The 21,063-nt window shown below is 43.7% G+C and carries 20 protein-coding genes; 7 read left to right on the top strand and 13 right to left on the bottom strand.

Annotation, left to right across the window (positions count from 1 at the left end; all coding sequences use genetic code 11):
* Positions 1-149 precede the first annotated feature (149 nt).
* The gene (locus F6J99_RS21995) at positions 150-2,843 is read left to right on the top strand and encodes an AAA-like domain-containing protein (protein WP_293115323.1); all 2,694 of its coding nucleotides are present in this window, start codon (positions 150-152) and stop codon (positions 2,841-2,843) included.
* A gap of 73 nt (positions 2,844-2,916) precedes the next feature.
* Here the strand turns inward: F6J99_RS21995 and F6J99_RS22000 are convergent, their stop codons facing one another.
* From F6J99_RS22000 to F6J99_RS22010, 3 genes are all read right to left on the bottom strand, one after another.
* Positions 2,917-3,201, bottom strand: coding sequence for a hypothetical protein (locus F6J99_RS22000; RefSeq protein ID WP_293115325.1), 285 nt, complete (start codon positions 3,199-3,201; stop codon positions 2,917-2,919).
* Positions 3,202-3,390: 189 nt separating this feature from the next.
* A complete protein-coding gene (locus tag F6J99_RS22005) occupies positions 3,391-3,753 on the bottom strand; it encodes a type II toxin-antitoxin system PemK/MazF family toxin (protein WP_293115327.1) in 363 nt (120 codons plus the stop codon).
* Positions 3,754-3,757: 4 nt separating this feature from the next.
* Positions 3,758-4,024 (bottom strand): hypothetical protein, encoded by a 267-nt coding sequence (locus tag F6J99_RS22010; protein WP_293115329.1) that lies wholly within the window; start codon positions 4,022-4,024, stop codon positions 3,758-3,760.
* Between the two features lie 1,407 nt (positions 4,025-5,431).
* On the opposite strand from F6J99_RS22010, the gene F6J99_RS22015 reads away from it, so the two are divergent.
* The 3 genes from F6J99_RS22015 (at position 5,432) to F6J99_RS22025 (ending at position 11,407) form a co-directional block, all read left to right on the top strand.
* A complete protein-coding gene (locus F6J99_RS22015; RefSeq protein ID WP_293115331.1) occupies positions 5,432-5,665 on the top strand; it encodes a hypothetical protein in 234 nt (77 codons plus the stop codon).
* A gap of 407 nt (positions 5,666-6,072) precedes the next feature.
* Positions 6,073-7,368 carry an AAA-like domain-containing protein gene (locus F6J99_RS22020; RefSeq protein ID WP_293115333.1) on the top strand — a complete coding sequence of 432 codons (1,296 nt, stop codon included), beginning with the start codon at positions 6,073-6,075 and terminating at the stop codon, positions 7,366-7,368.
* A gap of 196 nt (positions 7,369-7,564) precedes the next feature.
* Positions 7,565-11,407 carry an AAA-like domain-containing protein gene (locus F6J99_RS22025; RefSeq protein ID WP_293115335.1) on the top strand — a complete coding sequence of 1,281 codons (3,843 nt, stop codon included), beginning with the start codon at positions 7,565-7,567 and terminating at the stop codon, positions 11,405-11,407.
* Here the strand turns inward: F6J99_RS22025 and F6J99_RS22030 are convergent.
* Positions 11,345-11,938 carry a hypothetical protein gene (locus F6J99_RS22030; RefSeq protein ID WP_293115337.1) on the bottom strand — a complete coding sequence of 198 codons (594 nt, stop codon included), beginning with the start codon at positions 11,936-11,938 and terminating at the stop codon, positions 11,345-11,347. The genes F6J99_RS22025 and F6J99_RS22030 overlap by 63 nt on opposite strands.
* A gap of 292 nt (positions 11,939-12,230) precedes the next feature.
* Between F6J99_RS22030 and F6J99_RS22035 the strand changes: the two genes are divergently transcribed.
* Together F6J99_RS22035 and F6J99_RS22040 are read left to right on the top strand one after the other, a co-directional pair.
* Complete coding sequence (locus tag F6J99_RS22035) at positions 12,231-12,647, top strand: XisH family protein (RefSeq protein ID WP_293115339.1); 417 nt, start codon at positions 12,231-12,233, stop codon at positions 12,645-12,647.
* On the top strand, positions 12,635-12,970 hold the full coding sequence (locus tag F6J99_RS22040) for a XisI protein (RefSeq protein ID WP_293115341.1): 336 nt from the start codon (positions 12,635-12,637) through the stop codon (positions 12,968-12,970). The genes F6J99_RS22035 and F6J99_RS22040 overlap by 13 nt, the downstream gene beginning before the upstream one ends.
* Positions 12,971-13,114: 144 nt before the next feature.
* On the opposite strand, the gene F6J99_RS22045 is transcribed toward F6J99_RS22040, so the two are convergent.
* Together F6J99_RS22045 and F6J99_RS22050 are read right to left on the bottom strand one after the other, a co-directional pair.
* Positions 13,115-13,549 (bottom strand): nuclear transport factor 2 family protein, encoded by a 435-nt coding sequence (locus F6J99_RS22045; RefSeq protein ID WP_075905743.1) that lies wholly within the window; start codon positions 13,547-13,549, stop codon positions 13,115-13,117.
* On the bottom strand, positions 13,513-13,680 hold the full coding sequence (locus tag F6J99_RS22050; RefSeq protein ID WP_293115343.1) for a hypothetical protein: 168 nt from the start codon (positions 13,678-13,680) through the stop codon (positions 13,513-13,515). The genes F6J99_RS22045 and F6J99_RS22050 overlap by 37 nt, the downstream gene beginning before the upstream one ends.
* 51 nt (positions 13,681-13,731) lie before the next feature.
* Between F6J99_RS22050 and F6J99_RS22055 the strand changes: the two genes are divergently transcribed.
* Positions 13,732-13,869, top strand: a complete 138-nt coding sequence (locus F6J99_RS22055) for a hypothetical protein (RefSeq protein WP_293115345.1) — start codon at positions 13,732-13,734, stop codon at positions 13,867-13,869.
* Here F6J99_RS22055 and F6J99_RS22060 read toward each other — a convergent pair.
* The 7 genes from F6J99_RS22060 to F6J99_RS22090 all read right to left on the bottom strand — a co-directional run bounded on the left by F6J99_RS22060 (position 13,866) and on the right by F6J99_RS22090 (position 20,806).
* A complete protein-coding gene (locus F6J99_RS22060; RefSeq protein WP_293115347.1) occupies positions 13,866-14,837 on the bottom strand; it encodes a GTP-binding protein in 972 nt (323 codons plus the stop codon). The genes F6J99_RS22055 and F6J99_RS22060 overlap by 4 nt on opposite strands.
* A gap of 23 nt (positions 14,838-14,860) precedes the next feature.
* Positions 14,861-15,244 (bottom strand): hypothetical protein, encoded by a 384-nt coding sequence (locus F6J99_RS22065; protein WP_293115349.1) that lies wholly within the window; start codon positions 15,242-15,244, stop codon positions 14,861-14,863.
* Between the two features lie 165 nt (positions 15,245-15,409).
* Positions 15,410-16,471 carry a hypothetical protein gene (locus F6J99_RS22070; RefSeq protein ID WP_293115351.1) on the bottom strand — a complete coding sequence of 354 codons (1,062 nt, stop codon included), beginning with the start codon at positions 16,469-16,471 and terminating at the stop codon, positions 15,410-15,412.
* Between the two features lie 192 nt (positions 16,472-16,663).
* Positions 16,664-17,107: a cyanase gene (gene cynS / locus F6J99_RS22075; protein ID WP_070391212.1), complete on the bottom strand. Its 444-nt coding sequence runs from the start codon at positions 17,105-17,107 to the stop codon at positions 16,664-16,666.
* Positions 17,108-17,599: 492 nt separating this feature from the next.
* Positions 17,600-18,484: an ABC transporter ATP-binding protein gene (locus F6J99_RS22080; protein ID WP_293115353.1), complete on the bottom strand. Its 885-nt coding sequence runs from the start codon at positions 18,482-18,484 to the stop codon at positions 17,600-17,602.
* 9 nt (positions 18,485-18,493) lie between these two features.
* Positions 18,494-19,330 carry a nitrate ABC transporter permease gene (gene ntrB, locus F6J99_RS22085; protein WP_293115355.1) on the bottom strand — a complete coding sequence of 279 codons (837 nt, stop codon included), beginning with the start codon at positions 19,328-19,330 and terminating at the stop codon, positions 18,494-18,496.
* Positions 19,331-19,393: 63 nt separating this feature from the next.
* A complete protein-coding gene (locus F6J99_RS22090) occupies positions 19,394-20,806 on the bottom strand; it encodes an ABC transporter substrate-binding protein (protein ID WP_293115357.1) in 1,413 nt (470 codons plus the stop codon).
* Positions 20,807-21,063: the final 257 nt, after the last annotated feature.

The following is a 21,063-nucleotide window of genomic DNA, read 5'->3' on the forward strand; positions in this document are numbered from 1 at the left end:
TCCATCTCCCCATCTCCCCATCTCCCCATCCCCCCATCTCCCCATCTCCCCCTCTCCCCATCTCCCCATCTCCCCATCTCCCCATCTCCCCATCTCCCCATCTCCCCACACTGTTCCCAGATCCGCTGTTCCCTGTTCCCTATTCAACCATGACCAATCAACAATCAATAGTCTACAAAGTTGGAGGTAGTTTACCTCAAGATGAACCTACTTATGTGACGCGACAAGCTGATCACGAGCTTTATCAAGCATTGATGGCTGGGGAGTTTTGTTATGTGCTGAATTCCCGACAGATGGGTAAGTCCAGTTTGCGGGTACGAACGATAAAACGCTTAAAAGAAGAGGGATTTGCTTGCGCTTCTATCGATCTTACAGTGATTGGGAAAGAACAAATCCCCGTGTCGATGTGGTATAAAAGTTTGATGACTTTACTGTTCGATGATTTAGAGCTATCAGGAAAATTTGATGATCAACGTTGGTTAGACGAGCGTGATCAACTCTCCCCCGTCTTGTGCTTAAGTAAGTTTATTGAGCAGATAGTGTTAACCAGTATTCCGGGAAAGATTGTGATTTTTATTGATGAAATTGACAGTCTTATTAAAGTTAAGTTTAAAGATGATTTCTTTGCGTTAATTAGGGCTTGTTACAATAAAAGAGCCGAAAATCCAGCCTACAGTCGTCTGACTTTTTGTTTGCTGGGGGTGGCAACTCCCGCAGATTTGATTCAGGATAAACAGCGCACCCCGTTTAATATTGGTCGGGATATTCAGTTGACTGGGTTTACCTTTGAGGAGGCGAAACCGCCTTTGGTTCCCGGTTTGGTAGGCCAGGTGGATAATCCTGAACAGGTGTTAGGTGAGATAGTACACTGGACGGGGGGACAACCGTTTCTGACCCAGCGGGTGTGTCGTTTGGTGGTCGAGACCTGGGAATTGGGAAATAGTCTTTCCGTGGCACAGGTGGTGCGTAGGCAGATCATAGAAAATTGGGAAACCCAGGATCAACCAGAGCATTTGAAGACCATACGCGATGCTCTTTCAGAGCCGCTACGCGAACGCATCCTCAGAAATGAGCAACGGACTGGTAGCTTACTCAGTTTGTATCAGCAAGTTTTGGATCAGGGTTGTATAGCTGCTGATGGTAGTGATCAACAGACGGAATTAAGGCTATCGGGGCTGGTGGTTCAGCGCCATGGCTGTTTGGAGGTTAACAACCGGATTTATGGTGAGGTTTTCGGACCTGATTGGGTCAAGAAAGAATTGGCCAGACTGCGCCCCTACTGTGAGGCGTTTACCGCTTGGGTTGATTCTGGGGGTACAGATGACTCTCGATTGTTGCGGGGGAAAGCATTACAGGAGGCTCGGGATTGGGCTAGGGGTAAAAGCTTGAGCGATTTGGATCGTGAGTTTTTAGATGCTAGCCAGGATTTACAAAACCGAGAATTGCGAAAGGCTTTGGCGGCTCAGAAAGAGGCTAGTGAAATATTAGCCAAGGCCAAACAGGAAGCAGAAGCGTTGCTAACTGATGCAAGACAGCAACTTGCAGAAGCCAAATTAGGCACGCGACTAGAACGGCAAGGGCTTAGTATTTTACGACAGTTACAGGATAATGTTTACTACGGCACCAGTATAGAAGAGGAAAAGCTTTTGTATGAGGCAGTAGAGACTGGGCACTCACTATTTAATATCGTTAAAGATGGTCGCCCCCTGGATCACTATCCTGCTACTAGTCCTCTATATGCCCTCCAGCAGAGTATTAGTAAATTCCGAGAACGGGGTAAACTCAAAGTGCATCAGGACTTGGTATATAGTGTAGCCTTCAGCCCTTATCGAAAGAGGCTGGCCACTGCTTCACAAGACAAAACTGCCATAATTTGCGACTTACAGGGAAATGAATTAGCCTTGCTCACAGGGCATCAGGACTCGGTAACAAGTGTAGAATTCAGCCCTTGTGGACTTAAGCTTGCCACTGCTTCAAAAGACGGCACTGCCAGAATTTGGGACTTACAGGGAAATCAATTAGCCTTGCTCACAGGGCATCAGGACTCGGTAACAAGTGTAGCATTCAGCCCTTGTGGACTTAAGCTTGCCACTGCTTCAAAAGACGGCACTGCCAGAATTTGGGACTTACAGGGAAATCAATTAGCCTTGCTCACAGGGCATCAGGACTCGGTATTAAGTGTAGAATTCAGCCCTTGTGGACTTAAGCTTGCCACTGCTTCATTTGACAAAACTGCCAGAGTTTGGGACTTACAGGGCAATCAATTAGCCGTGCTCACAGGGCATCAGGAATGGGTCACAAGTGTAGCATTCAGCCCTTCTCGACAGAAGCTTGCCACTGCTTCATTTGACAAAACTGTCAGAATTTGGGACTTACAGGGCAATCAATTAGCCGTGCTAGGGCATCAGGACTGGGTCATTAGTGTAGCATTCAGCCCTTGTGGACTTAAGCTTGCCACTGCTTCAAAAGACGGCACTGCCAGAATTTGGGACTTACAGGGAAATCAATTAGCCTTGCTCACAGGGAATCACGGCTGGGTCATAAGTGTAGCCTTCAGCCCTGGCAGACAGAGGCTGGCTACTGCTTCATCCGACGGCACTGCCAGAATTTGGGACTTACAGGGAAATGAATTAGCCCTGTTCACAGGGCATCAGAACTCGGTAACAAGTGTAGAATTCAGCCCTTGCGGACAGAAGCTTGCCACTGCTTCACGGGACCGCACTGCCAGAATTTGGAAAGTTGAAAGTTTAGGTGAGCTCCTGCGTCGGGGCTGTGAATTGCTGGAAGATTACTTTGTTAGGTATCCTGAGGCTAAAGAGAAGTTATGGGTATGCCAGGAATAGGCAAGAGCCAAGAGCCAAGAGGCAATAATTAGATCTTGCACTAGTCCCAAACTACTTAATATTTTGAGAAATCCTATATATCCTCATCTTCCTCTTCTGCCTCTCTAATCGCTTCGTCTAGCCGGTCATTAGCATCCTTAGCAAGCTTAACAAAAGCAATATTCGATGCTAATCCCAAGCCCGTAGTAACAGCTCCCTTCGATAACTTGTTGGACATTAATAACCCTGCGCCGATTAGACCCACAATCCCGCTTATTACTGTAGCGTACACAAGCAAGTTAAAGGAAAGCTTGGCTTGACGAATGCGCTCGTTCAAGTAGATGCTTTCTGGATCAGATTCTTTGTTTGGGTGAGACATAATTGATTGAGTCTTGAGCAATGTGCTTATACCCAACTATAGGCTCAATAAATTACTAATCTTTAATTTGTGAGGTCAAAGTTCACCTTATTCACGGTTGTTACTATTGGTGAATCTCGAATAAAATATCGTGATTATTGTTTCACTGGCTCATCAAAATTTTTGAAAATATTGATCGAGGGGTAAATCTCAGGGTTCGCTTTCAATTTCAATTATAATCGCAATTGCCTTGATCACTTCTTGTAAGTCTGAGGTTGATAAAGATCCTAATTTACGAATAAATCTTCGGAGATCGACGCTTCTTAGCTGTAAGGTGTCAGCCGATGATAGTTTGGTTAATCCATTGTCTGAAGTGGGTGTTAGGTAAATATGCCAAAGACTACCAGTAAAAGAGGATTGCCAGTTGGTAATTGGCACAACTAATTTAAGAGGAAGTCTTCCAATATAATCTGAACTGACGACAACTGCCGGTCGAGTTTTTTTGATCTCTGCGCCAATGGTTGGATCTAAGTTAATCAGCCAGATTTCACCCCGTTTAGGATTGATAGTCATCGATTTACTCGTTATCAAAATTTATCCAATCTTTCCATTCTTGATTTTCTTGATAATACTCTTTCATAGCTTCTGCTTGTTGGGCTAAAATGCGACGACGTTCTTCTAAGGGAAGTTGTTGAAAAGCTTGCCGTTCGATTGAATGATTTTGTGCGGTTTCAGGTACGATTAAAATAACTTCTATGGTTTGTCCTACCGGTAAATTTGGAAGGGAAATCTCAAGACGGTTGCCTTGTTGAACAGTGGTGGTTAGATAGTGGGTTTGTTTCATTACAGCAGTTTTCAATTGGCTTAGGTATAAAGAGTAGTTGATGTAGGGTGGGCAGTAAGTAGAATCCCGATGGTAAGCTTTGGATAAGGTATGATTACTGCCCACCATAGGATTCATTTTATCTATTTTACAATGAATTTATTGTTGGTGGGCAGAGTAGTTGATGTAGGGTGGGCAGTAAGTAGAATCCCGATGGTAAGCTTTGGGATTGGTATGATTACTGCCCACCTTACGATTCATTTTACAATTAGTTTTCTGTTGGTGGGCAGTGCCGATTTAAGTGACTACAAGCTTGGAAATTACTAGGAAGCACTGCCCACCCTACGATTTCTTTTAACTTACGATTAATTTTCTTCTATTTTACAAGGGATTTTCTGTTGGTGGGCAGAGTAGTTGATGTAGGGTGGGCAGTAAGTAGAATCCCGATGGTAAGCTTTGGAATTGGTATGATTACTGCCCACCCTAGGATTAATTTTACTCTATTTTACAAGGGATTTTCTGTTGGTGGGCAGTGCCGATTTAAGTGACTACAAGCTTGGAAATTACTAGGAAGCACTGCCCACCCTACGATTTATTTTAACTTACGATTAATTTTCTTCTATTTTACAAGGAATTTTATGTTTGTGGGCAGTAAGTTGATGTAGGGTGGGCAGTAAGTATAATCCCGATGGTAAGGTTTAGGATTGGTATGATTACTGCCCACCTTACGATTCATTTTACAATTAATTTTCTGTTGGTGGGCAGTGCCGATCTAACTGACTACAATCTTGAAAAATCCTAGGAAGCACTGCCCACCCTACGATTTCTTTTAACTTACGATTAATTTTCTTCTATTTTACAAGGGATTTTCTGTTGGTGGGCAGAGTAGTTGATGTAGGGTGGGCAGTAAGTAGAATCCCGATGGTAAGCTTTGGGATTGGTATGATTACTGCCCACCATAGGATTAATTTTACTCTATTTTACAATTAGTTTTATGTTGGTGGGCAGTGCCGATTTAAGTGACTACAAGCTTGGAAATTACTAGGAAGCACTGCCCACCCTACGATTTATTTTAACTTACGATTAATTTTCTTCTATTTTACAAGGGATTTTCTGTTGGTGGGCAGAGTAGTTGATGTAGGGTGGGCAGTAAGTAGAATCCCGATGGTAAGCTTTGGATAAGGTATGATTACTGCCCACCATAGGATTAATTTTACTCTATTTTACAAGGGATTTTCTGTTGGTGGGCAGTGCCGATTTAACTGACTACAAGCTTTAAACTTTCTAGGAAGCACTGCCCACCCTACGATTTATTTTACTCCCAAAAATTCTCCATATTTTGTAATAAAAAAAATTTCTAAATTCCTTGACAAAGGATTAATTTATAAATATATTAATACTATAAGCTATTTACAGGAATCACGATTCATGACCAAGAACATTCCACCTAACTCCGATGACAACAACACCCCAGAAAACCCTGGTCGCAAACCTAAGCAAGTCAAGCTGATCTTGATCGGTTCTCCTGAAAAAGTTTGGAAGACAATTCTTGCCCTTTATGGCCTTAAATACGCCTATCCCAACGAGTGGAGCACTCCCGAGCCTACGGGGAAGCCTGATGAGGTGATGACTTTTTTGATTCGCTATTTCTACGTAGACTAGGATAGTAATTTGCCAGGGTTTGACCCCCTGGCGACCATAAGTGAAATTTGTTTTGTGGAGGTTAGTTTACTGAGTTAGGATGTTGTTTTTTTGGATCAGTTGCTGACTTAAGCAATACTTGTAATGGCTTATATAATATAAATCGGTCAAGAATTGGTTAACCAAAACTTGACCAATTTTTTTTGTATGTAAGGGAGCAGGGAGCAGTAGGGAAGTGTGTGGAGTGTGTAAAAAAATTCACGTTAGTTCATCGTATTTCACATTAGTGAAACTCCAATAAAATTTCGGTGATTATTTTTTCGTTGCTCAAAAAAACTTCGTGAAATTATTGTATCAATCTTACTCAACTACTAAATAATAGTCTATACTAACCATAGGAATACCTACGGCACAAGCAGCGATCGCTTATGATGAGTAAAGAAGCCTTCGAAGACAAATATAGGAACATGCCTCCGAAAAGGCGACAAGTGTTGGAGGCGTTTCTGAGTGGCAAGACAGATAGAGAAATCAAAGACAAAGTGCTAGGTGTCGATAATAAAAATACTGTAAGAAGGCATATTTCTAATATATATCAAGACTTGGGTATTGAAGCTAACGGTTGTAAGCGTCGTGATGAATTAGTTGAAATCGTTAATACCTATAAGCCGGAGTTGGTGGCTGATAAAGTTTTAAAAAAGTACGAGTTACCATCGTCTCCAACTAGAGATAATCAAGAGATATATATTGAGCGCCCACCCATTGAAGCTCGTTGTTATCAAGAAATTGTCAAACTGGGAGCGTTAATTCGGATTAAAGCACCGAAACGGATGGGCAAAACCTTACTGATCCAAAAGATTATCGCCCATGGTGAAAAACAGGGTTATGAAAAGATTTATTTAAATATGGATGGGCTAGATTTAACTAATTTAGATATATTTTTAAAGTCGTTTTGTGGGAAAGTTGAGAAAAAACTGGAATTGCGCAATCAGTTGCAGACCTATTGGAATAATAGTTTATTTACCAGTGTAGACAACTGCACGGCCTACTTTGAAGAGTATTTGTTAGACTCTTTAGAAAGTCCGTTACTATTATGCTTGGATGACCTTGATCGAGTGTTTCACCATCAAGAGATTGCTGAAGGGTTTCTGCCCTTGCTCCGTAGTTGGCATGAGAGTGGCAAGTTTGACGATAGTTGGAAAAAACTGCGGTTGGTGGTGGCTCATGCCACGGAATTTTACATTAATTTAGATATCAATAAGTCGCCGTTTAATGTGGGATTACCGATAGAGTTACTAGAGTTTGATTCTGATCAGGTTAAGAGATTTGCCCAGGGTTATGGATTGAATTTGTCTGTTGATTCAGTAACGAAACTGATGGCAATGGTGGGGGGACATCCTGATTTATTATCCCAAGCGTTTGATTATCTCAAGAATCACCAAGTAGCCGAGAAAACCCTGGATACACTTTTGGCTAATGCCCCCACAGAAGCCGGAATTTATCGCACTCATCTATACTCACTCTTAACTAATATTCAAGAGCATCCCCAATTGCTGGACGCTGTTAAACAATTAGTTAGTACACCCAAACCGGTGCGCCTGGATGCTACTATCACTCGCAAGTTGGAAAGTATTGGACTGGTTGAGCACCATGGGAATGATTGTAGTTTGAGATGTAATTTGTATCGTCAGTATTTTAGCGATCGCATTTTAGGGAATAGGGAGTAGGGAGTAGGGAGCAGGGAGTAGGGAGTAGGGAGTAGGGAGTAGGGAGTAGGGAGTAGGGGTAATATCATTATTATCAACATAGCAATAAGTACGATAACAATGAGCAAAACTATCTTTAACTATACCTAATTATTGAAAACTACTTGTTCTCTATCCTATCTCGCCAGACTTCCCAGACTTCCCAGACTTCCCACACTTGGTACACTCTTATCACTGCTCCCTACTCCCTACTCCCTGCTCCCTAAAACCCAGAAATTTGTACCTCACCGAATTGCAAACCGCTGTAATGACCAATCAACAATCAACAGTCTACAAAGTAGGAGGTAGCTTACCTCAAGATGAACCCACTTATGTGACTCGACAAGCGGATCACGAGCTTTATCAGGCATTGATGGCTGGGGAATTTTGTTATGTGCTGAATTCCCGACAAATGGGTAAGTCCAGTTTGCGGGTACGAACCATGGAAAAGCTAACAAAGGCGGGAGTAGCTTGTGCCTCTATTGATGTTACCAGGATTGGCAATGAAGTCACCTACCAGCAGTGGTATGGCAGTTTGATTAGAAGTCTGGTCAAGAGTTTTGAATTAAAGGGAAAAATCAAGGTAATCCCTTGGTTAAAAGAGCGTGAAATATTCTCACCAGTGCAGTGGTTAGATGAGTTTATTGAGTCGGTTATCCTAAACGAAATAAGTCAAAATATTGTTATTTTTCTGGATGAAATTGATAGTATTATTAAAGTTAAATTTAAAGATGATTTCTTTGCCTTCATTAGAGCTTGTTACAATCAAAGAGCCGAAAATCCAGCTTACAATCGTCTAAGGTTTTGTTTGCTGGGGGTGGCAACTGCAGCAGATTTAATTCAGGATAAACAGCGCACCCCGTTTAATGTTGGTCAGGATATTCGGTTGACTGGGTTTACCTTTCAGGAGGCCAAAGCGCCTTTGGTTCCGGGCTTGGAAGGTAAAGTTAATAATCCTGAACAGGTGTTAGGTGAAATAGTAAACTGGACGGGGGGACAACCGTTTCTGACTCAGCGGTTGTGTCGTTTGGTAGTCCAGACTTGGGAATCGGGCAATAGTCTTTCCCTAGACCAGATCCTGCGTAGGCAGATCATTGACAATTGGGAAGCCCAGGATGAACAGGAGCATTTGAAGACTATACGCGATCGCATTCTCAGAAATGAGCAACGGGCTGGTATGCTGTTGGGTTTGTATCAGCACGTGTTGGATTACGGTAGTCTAGCTGCTGATGGGAGTGAAGAACAGACAGAATTAAGGCTATCGGGGCTGGTGGTTGAGCGGGATGGCTGTTTGGAGGTTAACAACCGGATTTATGGGGAAGTTTTCAATTCCGATTGGGTTAATACAGAATTAGCTAGACTGCGCCCCTACTCTGAGACGTTTAGCGCTTGGGTTGATTCTGGGTGTAAGGATGAGTCTCGATTGTTGCGGGGGAAAGCATTAGACCAGGCGGAACAATGGTCGAGGGGAAAAGCCTTAAGCGATTTGGATTCCCAGTTCTTGAGAGCTAGTCAGGTTTTAGATAAGCGAGAAGTGCAAAAGGCTTTGGCGGCTGAGAAAGAGGCTAGTGAGATATTAGCCAAGGCTAAAGAGCAAGCCCAGCGGACCATAGGCATAGGGAAAATTGTACTGGGTTTGTCCTTAATTGTTGCTATAGTGGCTGGTGTCAACGCTAGACAACAAATACAGCAAGCAAAACTAGTCACACGACTAGAACGGCAAGGGCTTAGTATTTCACGACAGTTACCGGATAATAATGTTTACTATGGCACCAGTACAAGAGAGGAAAGGCTTTTGTATCACGCCATGGAGACTGGGCAAGAGCTATTTAATATAGTAAAAGATGGTCGCTCCCTGGAGCAATATCCTACTACCACTCCTCTATATGCCCTCCAGCAAAGTATTAGTCAATTCCGAGAACGGGCTGTGCTCACCGGGCATCAGTCTTTGGTATATAGTGTAGCCTTCAGCCCGGATGGACAGAGGCTGGCCACGGCATCATACGACGGCACCGCCAGAATTTGGGACAACCAGGGCAATCAAATCGCTGTACTCACAGCGCATCAGGACTCGGTATCAAGTGTAGCCTTCAGCCCGGATGGACAGAGGCTGGCCACGGCATCACGGGACAATACCGCCAGAATTTGGGACTTACAGGGCAATCAAATCGCCGTGCTCACCGGGCATCAGGACTCGGTAGATAGTGTAGCCTTCAGCCCGGATGGACAGAGGCTGGCCACGGCATCAAGGGACAATACCGCCAGAATTTGGGACAACCAGGGCAATGAAATCGCCGTGCTCAGAGGGCATCAGCACAGGGTAAATAGTGTAGCCTTCAGCCCGGATGGACAGAGGCTGGCCACTGCTTCAAACGAGGGCACCGCCAGAATTTGGGACAACCAGGGCAATCAAATCGCCGTGCTCAGAGGGCATCTGTCCAGGGTAAATAGTGTAGCCTTCAGCCCGGATGGACAGAGGCTGGCCACGGCATCAACGGACAAAACCGCCAGAATTTGGGACAACCAGGGCAATGAAATCGCCGTGCTCACCGGGCATTACTCCGATGTATATAGTGTAGCCTTCAGCCCGGATGGACAGAGGCTGGCCACGGCATCAACGAACAACACCGCCAGAATTTGGGACAAAAAGGGCAATGAAATCGCCGTGCTCACCGGGCATCAGAACTGGGTATCAAGTGTAGCCTTCAGCCCGGATGGACAGAGGCTGGCCACGGCATCAAGGGACAATACCGCCAGAATTTGGGACAACCAGGGCAATCAAATCGCCGTGCTCACCGGGCATCAGGACTCGGTATCAAGTGTAGCCTTCAGCCCGGATGGAAAGACGCTGGCCACGGCTTCATACGACGGCACAGCCAGAATTTGGGACAACCAGGGCAATGAAATCGCCGTGCTCACCGGGCATCAGTCCTTTGTATATAGTGTAGCCTTCAGCCCGGATGGACAGAGGCTGGCCACGGCATCATGGGACAACACCGCCAGAATTTGGGACAACCAGGGCAATGAAATCGCCGTGCTCACCGGGCATCAGTCCTTTGTATATAGTGTAGCCTTCAGCCCGGATGGACAGAGGCTGGCCACGGCATCACATGACAACACTGCCAGAATTTGGGACAACCAGGGCAATGAAATCGCCGTGCTCAGAGGGCATCAGGACTCGGTAGATAGTGTAGCCTTCAGCCCGGATGGACAGAGGCTGGCCACGGCATCAAGGGACAATACCGCCAGAATTTGGGACAACCAGGGCAATCAAATCGCCGTGCTCACCGGCCATCAGCACAGGGTAACGGATGTAGCCTTCAGCCCGGATGGACAGAGGCTGGCCACGGCTTCATTTGACAACACCGCCAGAATTTGGGACAACCAGGGCAATCAAATCGCCGTGCTCACCGGGCATCAGGACTCGGTATCAAGTGTAGCCTTCAGCCCGGATGGACAGAGGCTGGCCACGGCTTCAGGGGACAACACCGCCAGAATTTGGGACAACCAGGGCAATCAAATCGCCGTGCTCACCGGTCATCAGTCCAGTGTATTAAGTGTAGCCTTCAGCCCGGATGGACAGAGGCTGGCCACGGCATCATCGGACAACACCGCCAGAATTTGGGACAACCAGGGCAATCAATTAGCCGTGCTCACCGGGCATCAGAACTGGGTATCAAGTGTAGCCTTCAGCCCGGATGGACAGAGGCTGGCCACGGCTTCATTTGACAACACCGCCAGAATTTGGGACAACCAGGGCAATCCATTAGCTGTGCTCAGAGGGCATCAGTTCGATGTATTAAGTGTAGCCTTCAGCCCGGATGGAAAGACCCTGGCCACTGCTTCAGAGGACGGCACTGCTAGAATTTGGAAGGTTGAAAGTTTAGGTGAGCTGCTAGCTAGGGGTTGTGACTTGCTGGAAGATTACTTTGTTAGGCATCCTGAAGCTAAAGATAGGTTATGGGTATGCCGGGAAAAGGGAATCGGGAGTCGGGAATCGGGAGTCGGGAGTCGGGAATAGGTTCAGAGGTTTGTTCACGAGGCTCTGAGGCTCAATAACGGTATTCAAATACTCACCGTTGAGGTTCAGAGGCTCACCGTTGAGGTTCAGAGGTTCAACGTTTATCTTCAAATACTCAAGGTTGAGGCTCTGAGGCTCAACCACGGTATTCAAATCATCAACGTTTATCTTCAAATACTCAAGGTTGAGGCTCTGAGGTTCAACCACGGTATTCAAATCATCGACGGAGAGGCTCTGAGGTTCGTTCACGAGGCTCAGAGGCTCAACCACGGTATTCAAATACTCACGGTCGAAGTCCAGATACTCGTCCACGAGTCTCTGAGACTGGTTCACGAGACTCAAATACTCGTCCACGATATTCAAATACTCGTCCACGAGTCTCTGAGACTGGTCCACGAGACTCAAATACTCGTTCACGATATTCAAATACTCGTCCACGAGTCTCTGAGGCTCAACCACGGTATTCAAATACTCAAGGGAGAGGTTTAGATACTCGTCCACAAGGTTCAGATACTCAAGGTTTATATTCAAATACTCAAGGGAGAGGTTCAGAGGCTCGGTTAAGGAAGTTCAATTCCTAGACATCACCCCTAACCCTCCTTAGCAAGGCAGGGCTGTTTCTTTTTTGTCTTACTCTGTTAGGACTGGCTGAGCTAAATCCTTGTTAAAACTAGATCCTAGTATTTTGCTAAAGCAACATTTAAGGTGTGCCAGTCTGGTGCATCGGTTAAAGCATGAAACCCAGCCTACGGCAGGCTACAAAAGCGTACGCTATAATCAAGATAGGCTTTTATTTTCGCACCCACACTTGAGAATTTTGAAAATGCCAGCCAAAGATATTTATCATGACACAGTAAAAAATGCACTAATAAAAGATGGATGGACAATTACCAATGACCCTTTAAGCCTTAAAATAGGTAAAAAAGACATCTATATTGACCTAGCTGCCGAAAAATTATTAGTAGCTGAAAAACAAGGACAAAAAATTGCTGTAGAAGTTAAAAGTTTTGTTGGTTCATCAGAAATAGAAGATCTTAAAAACGCCTTAGGTCAATATATATTATACGATAAAATCCTTAAACGTCAACTTTCAGAACGTCTTCTTTATTTAGCTATTAGATCAGCAATATTTAACCGCTTATTTACCAAAGAGATAGGACAAATTTTATTAGAAGATAACACGCTTAAAATTATTGTTTTTGACCCTGAAGAGGAGGTGATTGTAAAATGGATAAATTAGAAAACTATCGCCAAATTATTCGTCAATTTTTAACTCCTTATGTTAACATTGATTACTCTAATGTAAACATCCGTAACCATGCAGCATTTGACCGAGACACAGACCAATATTTAATTATTTCTGAAGGATGGAATAACCAAGAACATCTTCATAGTTGTTTGATTCATGTGGGAATTATTAATTATAAAATCTGGATTAAATGTGACAATACTGAAGACGGCATTGCTAATGATTTAGTGGCAGCAGGTATTCCAAAAAGTGATATTGTTTTAGCTTTTCATCCTCCAGATGTTCGCAAATTTACCGAATTTGCTGTTAGTTAAAATCCGGTTAGGATAGGGATCGAAAAATATTGGTCATTAGCCTAGGCTCTATAGTTGGGAGCGTAAACAATTAAATAGCTGACCGCTGAACGCGCACGCGTGCGCGTAGCGCATATGCTTACCTCCCAACACACCCTACGGCTGTCACGAAATTACAGACCGTTCCCACAAAAATTTTCTTTCAGACTCTTTAATCGGTACATCATTAATACTAGCTTCCCGTCTCTTCATTAAACCATTTTCCGCAAATTCCCAGTTTTCATTACCATAAGCTCGATACCAAAACCCAGAATCATCATGCCATTCATATTCAAAGCAAACTGATATCCGATTATCCATAAAACTCCAAAGTCGTTTTCTCAGGCGATAATCTAATTCTTTTGCCCATTTGCGCTTCAGAAACGCAATAATTTCCTCTCGACCACTAATAAACTCGGCACGATTGCGCCATTCGGAATCAATGGTATAAGCTAGAGCAACTTTCTCGGGATTGCGAGTATTCCAGGCATCTTCAGCAGCTTGCACCTTAGCGGTTGCACTTTCTAAGGTAAAAGGAGGTAGGGGTGGTTTAGTTTCCATAGATAGATAGCGGTTTTAAATTTGGTTAGGTACAAATTATAGGCTTTTAGGGAACAGGGAACAGGGAACAGGGAACAGGGAGTAGGGAGTAGGGAGTAGGGAGTAGGTAAGAGGCAAGAGGCAATAGGCAAGAGGCAATAGGCAAGAGGCAAGAGTGAAAAAATCTTGTGTACTTCATAGCTATGATATCCCCTATATACGGAAAAAATCCTGTATACTTTGCTGCTCAGAAGTTCCTGCTCCCTGCTCCCTACTCCCTGCTCCCTAAAGCCCAGAGGAATATACCTCATGAGTATAATAATTGCTATAAAAAACTCTAAACAAGACAGGCTTGGAAATCTTGACGAAATTGGTTTTCATCAAGATTGCGACCAATAAAGACTAACTCATTTGTTCTGGTTTCTTCTGGTTTCCAAGCACGGTCGGGACGACCCTCAAAAATCATATGTACTCCCTGGAAAACAAATCGATTGTCTTGTCCCATCACATTAAGGATACCTTTCATTCTGAAAATATTTTGCCCTTGGCTCTGTAATAATTCCCTTAGCCAGGTGTTTAATTTTTCCAAATCTACTGCTCGTGGTTCCACAATGGCAAAGGAAAAAACGGATTCATCATGTTCATGAGCATCTTCTCCTAATAAGTCCGGGTCAATGTCTAGAGCTTGTTTAAGGTCAAAAGCCCGCACCCCTAACACTGAATCCATCTCTACTTCTGAGTTTTGGGTACGATAAATTTTGACTAAACCATTCATGGCTTTGATTTTTTGCTCTAATTCCTCCAGTTGTTGAGGGTCTACTAAATCAATTTTATTGAGCAAAATCACATTAGCGAAAGCAATTTGTTCCTGGGCTTCATCACTATCCCAGTGCTCTAAAATATGCTTAGCATCAACTACCGTTACCACGGCATCAAGGTCTAACTGGGTTTGAATCTCTTCATCCACAAAAAACGTTTGAATTACGGGAGCAGGATCAGCCAGCCCAGTGGTTTCAATCACTAAATGGTCAAACTTATCCCGTCTCCGCATTAAGTTACCGATGATTCTAATTAAATCTCCCCGCACGGTACAGCAAATACAACCGTTGTTCATTTCAAAGATTTCTTCATCGGCATCGATAACTAACTTATTGTCAATACCAACTTCCCCAAACTCATTAACAATTACCGCTACCTTTTTTCCATGCTCGTAGGTCAATATATGGTTTAGTAACGTAGTTTTTCCGGCTCCTAAATAGCCAGTTAAAACAGTGACGGGAATAGCGTTATTTACAGTAGTTGCAACCATGACTAGTATAATGAATGAGTTGTCTAAAGTTTTTGGATGTCTAGTTCCTGAATTTCTTCTATAGATTGATGAATCTTGTATTGTTGCGGAGGTGTTGTCATGATGGCAATGACGGTTTCTAAGGGAGGACAATCTGGTTCATGGCATTGTAACTGAGTGACAGAAATAGGTATTTCCGGATCTATAGCCAAGTGCTGATAAACCCAGTTTTTGATTTCCCTAATTTTAGCTAAATTAGTTTTAGACTTAGAGGTTTTAAATAAGTTCATTATTATTATAGCGGTTTTAATTAGGTGAGGTACATTTTTTAGGGTTTTAGGGAACAGGGAACAGGGAACAGGGAACAGATAAGAGGCAAAAGGCAAGAGGCAAGAGCGATGCAGCGCGGTCTTGGGGGTTTCCCCCATGAGCGACTGCATCAAGACGGCAAGAGGGAAAAAAATATGTGTGCCTCATTAGGCTGGAAAGTGCTAGAACTAAATTTAGTTGATAATCTTAGTTTGATCGGGTGGTGCGTTACGGGACGGGCTGTCCTAACACTTGCTACCGATAAAATAAGCGATCGCCCGTCCCTAACGCACCCTACCAAATCCCCCACTGGAAATAGAATTTTGCCAAATTATTACTTCACCATTTTGCCCTCCGGCAGCTAAATAGTCTCCAGTAGGGTTCCAAGCTAAACAAGAAAATTTGATTTTTCCGCTAAGTATTTTGGTAAGCTTTTTAGCCCTTGACCATCGTTGAATACCACCATCATTACTAGCGGAAACTAGTAGGGATGAATTGGGGGCAAAGGTAATTGCTTGTATAGCTTGATCATGTTGTAACACAAGATTTTGCCAGTTTTTGATTTCGTTGTTAAACTGCCACACAATTACCGCATCTTGACAAGACGAAGCTAAAACTGGATCAGAAGTATTGGACCAAACAACTTTACTGACTTTGCCGGGAAATCCCTGGATTAACCAGTGGGAACGATTACCCCAGTCAAGTACAGAAATAGTGCGGTCTAGATTGCCTGAAGCAAGATAGTCACCATGGGATGACCAAGCACAGTCTAGACTAGATCCAGGGAGTTCAAGGGTTTCTGGTGGGTCTGACCAGTTTTCAATGTTCCAGACTTTAACACTACCATGGCCACTAGCAGCAAGGAATTTACCCTGGGGATGCCAAGCTATATTGAAAACTGATGAGTCTGCAAAGTTTAACTCTGCCATTAGTTGCCCTAGGTCAACATCCCAAACCTTAACCTGGCGATTGACCGCAAAGGCTAATAGATTTTTTTGGGGATGCCAAGCTAGGGAGTCAATCCAAGCGTTGCCCTGATCCAGGGTTGTATTTAGCGTAAACTTGGGGGAATTGACCCCCAATTGCCAGATACTAACCTTGCCTTTCTGTCCAGCAGTGGCTAGATAATTGCCATCTTGGGAAAAGCCCACACAGTCTAGGGTATAGTCATTGCTGGCTGTCAAAATTTCCAAATTACCCTGTTGCCATAACGCCAGTTCTCCTGCAGCAGTAACAATAGCTAGATAATTACCTTGGTTTGACCAAACTAAGGCTGTGATGTACTCAGACAATAGCCGTTTATCTAACTGTTTTAGTGTGTTCGTGGTTTTGGATTTAGTGGACACTGATTCCCTGGTATAGCACTACACATTAAGATTAGTAGCGTAGGGTGCGTTAGGGGCGGGCTCCCCTTGATTTTCCCTCTCTTGACATCGGTTGAGAGAGCCCGGCCCGTAACGCACCACCGGGTCAAACACCATGCATTGAAATGCACCTGGATAATTTACGTTTACCCCGACAGCATTAATCATCCTAAGCTACCACTTTTTGTAGGGTAGGAATTTACCACACATAATGATTTGTACGCGATCGCCTTTCGGGTCTTCTACTTTCTCTACTTCTATGGAAAAATCAATAGCACTCATAATCCCATCCCCAAACTTCTCATGGACCACCGCTTTGATCGGCATACCATACACTTGCATAATTTCGTAAAAGCGGTAAATTAGGGGATCGGTGGGAATTTGAGGGTCTAGGGAACCCTTGAGAGGTGGCACAGTTAATTCTTCAGCTACGGATTCTGGTAAACCCAAAGCGGTGACTAGTTTGGTGGCTTCCTCCATATCTGCGCTAGCTTGACGATAGATTACAGAAGCCACCCAAGTTTCATCCCTACCTACAACTTTTTCCAAATCTTCAAAGGTGAGTCCTTTTTCTTTTTTTGCGGCTAACAACTGTTTAGTAATTTCTGCAATTGCCATAATAATTGATGTCTCCTGATTTTCGATCTTTGGTATTTTACACTAACGGAGGATTTTTGGCGTTGCTTAATAATGGAATGATTTTAAGAGTGAGGTAGAATAGGCATCTTGCCGTGGAATGGGCATCAGGCGTGGAACTGGCATCTTGTGTAGAACTGGCATCTTGCCAGTTTCCTCCTTATTTTCGGGCGGGCAGGATGCCCACTCTACCGCTATTCATTCTTTGATTCAGCAACGGAGGATTTTTAGTTAGGGCTTGCTGATTAACTATCAAAGCATTGACAGATAAAGGTTTTCGCCTTTTTGGGTCTCTAAAAGTCCCAGCTTTTCGGTCGAAAAAGCTCAATAACTTAGCCTTTTGGGCAGACAAGAGCAGAAAAATCATCGGACTTGTCTTCCGACTACCTCCTATATAATTCCCATTTCTCCTAACTCCTGACTCCTAACTCCTGACTCCTACCAATACCAAAATACTTTTTCAGCAAACCCTAGTTAGTGAATTCTCGCTTCTTCTACCGCTCTAGTTTCCCGATATAGATGGTTTTCCATTTCCTGTTTCAGTTCCATATAGGCAGGATGATGCTCAACCGTAGTGCGATCGCGTGGACGGGGGAAAGGCACTTCAAGCACCTCATCAATCCGCGCCGCAGGGCCTTTGGTCATCATCACAATCCGATCGGATAACAGGAGGGCTTCATCAATGCTATGGGTAATCATAATGGCAGTTTTACGCTGCTGCTCCCAAATGCGTTCGATTTCATCCTGCAAAAAGCCCCTAGTCAGAGCATCTAACGCACCAAACGGTTCATCCATTAACAAAATTTGGGGATTAATAGCCAAAGCTCTGGCAATACCTACTCGTTGTCGCATACCCCCAGATAGTTCGTGAGGATGTTTGTTCTCTGCTCCGGTTAAACCCACTAGTTGGATATTTTCCTTAATAACCCGTTTTTGCTCCCTCGCAGACATTTTAGGATAGACAGTTTCCACCGCAAACCTAATATTACCTTCCACAGTCATCCAAGGCATAAGGGCATAGTTTTGAAAGACCATACCCCGGTCAGGTCCTGGTTGAGTCACAAGTTGCCCATTGATAATCACTTCGCCACTAGTGGCGGAACTCAAACCCGCGATAATATTCAGCAAGGTAGACTTACCACAACCCGACGGGCCAATGATCGACACAAACGTGTTGTGCTCAATATCTAAATTGATATCTTCGATAGCTACAAAGTCCGCAGAAGATTGCCCTGTAATTTTATCAAACCAACCACGTTTACCAAAGAAAGTTTTTGAAATATGACGTAATGAAATTTGAGCGTCACTGTCATTGTCCATAATGACCTTACGGCCCTTGGAAGAAAAAGAAGTACTCATAATAATTATTCATGAGGAGTTTTTACCGAAAGAAACCAGTTTTTCAAAATAGGCAAATATTTGATCAAGGACAATACCCACAATCCCAATAATAAAAATGGCCACCAGAATATTGGGTATGTAAAGGTTATTCCACTCATTCCAAATGAAGTAACCTAAACCCGTACCCAATAGCATTTCTGCTGCCACAATCACCAACCAAGAAATCCCCATACTAATTCTCAAACCAGAGATGATGTTAGGTAGGGCAGCGGGAATAATCACCTTAAAAATCGTGCGCCATTTAGAAGCGCCCAGAATTTTAGAAACATCCAGGTAATCTGGGTTAACATTGGCCACACCAAACGCTGTGTTAGTTAGGGTTGGCCAAATACTAGCAATGGTAATAATGAAAATCCCTGTCATCTCTGAGTTTCGGAATATATAAAGCCCCAAAGGTAACCAAGCCAGGGGAGAAACCGGTTTAAGAAGCTGGAAGTAGGGATTAAAGGCTTTAAAGGCAATTTTGGAAATACCTACCAATATTCCCAAAGGCACAGCAATGATTGACGCTAACGTGTAGCCAATGGCTACTCTCCGCAGGCTAATTAACAAATTCCAACCAATACCCAAATCATTAGGTCCATTGTCATAAAATGGATGGGTTACCCAATACCATAATTCCTTAATAGTTAGGGAAGCAGTGGGCATACCCTTAGCAAAAATCTTCATCTTTGCCCCTAATTCCCAAAACAGTAAAAATATGCCTAGGGAAACGATAAATAGCAACAGAGCTCTGAAGTTTTCATTTTCAAAGATTGTGCTTTGTTGTTTTTTGTGAGTTACGTTTTTGGGTATTGATGTCATGTTGTAATTGCTTTTATCTGCAAAGATATTGGTGAAGTAGACTTCAGGGAATTTAGTTATCCTTTAAAAACCGTATTTTTTGATTTGTTCATCCACATACTCTTGGGGTTTAGCTGGATCAAAGGTGTCAAATTCCAAGGTTTCTGTACGGTAAATTTCTGTAGGTGGAGTTTGTCCCACTTCCTTAGCCAATTCCCTAGCTAAATCTGTGAGGAAAATTTCTTTACCCACTTCATCATACTTTTCCGAGGTGATTGCTGATTTGACTTTTCCATCTCCTTGCAAATCCCAACGCACTAACTGAGAAGAAATCCAATTGGCAAAGCTCTGCCAAGGATAGGGATCAAAATCAATTCTGTCTGGTACAGCTTTGGTGTTACCTTTACCATCGTCAAAGTTACCTGTTAGTACAGCTTCCACCACTTCCACAGGCTGGTTCAAAAAGGCTCTTTCGGAGATGGCTTTGGCAATTTCTGGACGATTGGCTGGGTTACGGGCATAACCTGCAGCTTCGATAATTGCTTTATTGAGGGAGCGGAAAGTGTTGGGGTTTTCCTCAATCCAAGCATCACTTGCGGCAAAGGCACAACAAGGGTGTCCTTCCCATAACTCCTTGGTAAGTTTGTGGATAAATCCAGCCTCTTCATAGACAGCCCTTTGGTTAAAGGGATCGGGCATCAAGTAAGCATCAATGTCCCCTGCCACCAACTGAGCAATACTATCTGGTGGGGGAACAGGGCGAATTTTTACATCTTTATCAGGATCAACTCCGCCAGTTGCCAAGTAGTAACGAATTAAGAGGTTGTGCATGGAGTAAGGAAAAGGGACACCAATGGTGAAGCCTTTGAAATCGGCGGGACCATTAATTTTACCTTTGTATTTGTTAGCTACAGTAATGGCTTGACCGTTAATGTTCTCGATGCTGGCTAGTTTAACTCCAAAGGTGGCGGAACCTAAACCCAACGTCATGGCAATAGGCATGGGGGCTAGCATATGATACGCATCCAGTTCTCCTGCGATCGCAGAATCCCTAACCGCACCCCAGCTAGGCATTTTTACTACTTTGGCATTAAAACCATACTTGGAGTAGAACCCTAAAGGTTCAGACATAATAATTGGAGTGGCACATGTGATCGGGATAAATCCAATTTTTAGGTCTGTTTTTTCTAGACTGTCTACATTGGGTGGTGGTTCATTCTCCCCTGTCTTTAAATCCTGAGTTTGCTGTTTAGGGGTACAGTTGGCTAGGGTAACTAATGCAGCACCTACTGCTAAATTTTTCAAGAAGCGGCGGCGGCTGAAACTATTGTAATGCCTTACATCCCCGAAAAATTCTCCAGCTTTAGGACCAAAGGCAGCAGCAAAAGCATTTTCTATACCACCAGCTTGTTTAGCTAGCTCTAGGACTAATTGCTCCCTCTTCGGGTCCCCTTTACCAGCTACTTTTAGCTGTCCGGCAAAAGAAGCCCCACACAAATATGCGTAGCATAGGTGTGGGATGAATTTTGCACAGGGTATTATAAAATTGCTATAATATATTTACTGATAAACAAAGCCGTTCGCGAAGCGTGGCCAAAGGCCTTAAATGCTGGTTTGTCAGCCACAAACGTTCCTTAAAAATAGAACTTATTGTATTGTTCCGGCGCGGAGGGGCATCCCGGAGACGAAACCTTAGAATAGTGGAGCCTTAATCATAAAGTTTTAACCCTTTTATGCATAGCCTGCTAACCATA

This window comes from Moorena sp. SIO4G3 (assembly GCF_010692305.1).
Lineage (GTDB): Bacteria > Cyanobacteriota > Cyanobacteriia > Cyanobacteriales > Coleofasciculaceae > Moorena > Moorena producens_A.

Coding starts and splice junctions, on each gene's coding strand:
- F6J99_RS22055 (WP_293115345.1), top strand. CDS start 13,732: ATGATATCCCCTATATACGGAAAAAATCCTGTATACTTTGCTGCTCAG.
- F6J99_RS22000 (WP_293115325.1), bottom strand. CDS start 3,201: ATGTCTCACCCAAACAAAGAATCTGATCCAGAAAGCATCTACTTGAAC.
- F6J99_RS21995 (WP_293115323.1), top strand. CDS start 150: ATGACCAATCAACAATCAATAGTCTACAAAGTTGGAGGTAGTTTACCT.
- F6J99_RS22020 (WP_293115333.1), top strand. CDS start 6,073: ATGATGAGTAAAGAAGCCTTCGAAGACAAATATAGGAACATGCCTCCG.
- cynS (WP_070391212.1), bottom strand. CDS start 17,107: ATGGCAATTGCAGAAATTACTAAACAGTTGTTAGCCGCAAAAAAAGAA.
- F6J99_RS22080 (WP_293115353.1), bottom strand. CDS start 18,484: ATGAGTACTTCTTTTTCTTCCAAGGGCCGTAAGGTCATTATGGACAAT.
- F6J99_RS22010 (WP_293115329.1), bottom strand. CDS start 4,024: ATGAAACAAACCCACTATCTAACCACCACTGTTCAACAAGGCAACCGT.
- F6J99_RS22040 (WP_293115341.1), top strand. CDS start 12,635: ATGGATAAATTAGAAAACTATCGCCAAATTATTCGTCAATTTTTAACT.
- ntrB (WP_293115355.1), bottom strand. CDS start 19,330: ATGACATCAATACCCAAAAACGTAACTCACAAAAAACAACAAAGCACA.
- F6J99_RS22045 (WP_075905743.1), bottom strand. CDS start 13,549: ATGGAAACTAAACCACCCCTACCTCCTTTTACCTTAGAAAGTGCAACC.
- F6J99_RS22065 (WP_293115349.1), bottom strand. CDS start 15,244: ATGGGGGAAACCCCCAAGACCGCGCTGCATCGCTCTTGCCTCTTGCCT.
- F6J99_RS22015 (WP_293115331.1), top strand. CDS start 5,432: ATGACCAAGAACATTCCACCTAACTCCGATGACAACAACACCCCAGAA.
- F6J99_RS22060 (WP_293115347.1), bottom strand. CDS start 14,837: ATGGTTGCAACTACTGTAAATAACGCTATTCCCGTCACTGTTTTAACT.
- F6J99_RS22005 (WP_293115327.1), bottom strand. CDS start 3,753: ATGACTATCAATCCTAAACGGGGTGAAATCTGGCTGATTAACTTAGAT.
- F6J99_RS22035 (WP_293115339.1), top strand. CDS start 12,231: ATGCCAGCCAAAGATATTTATCATGACACAGTAAAAAATGCACTAATA.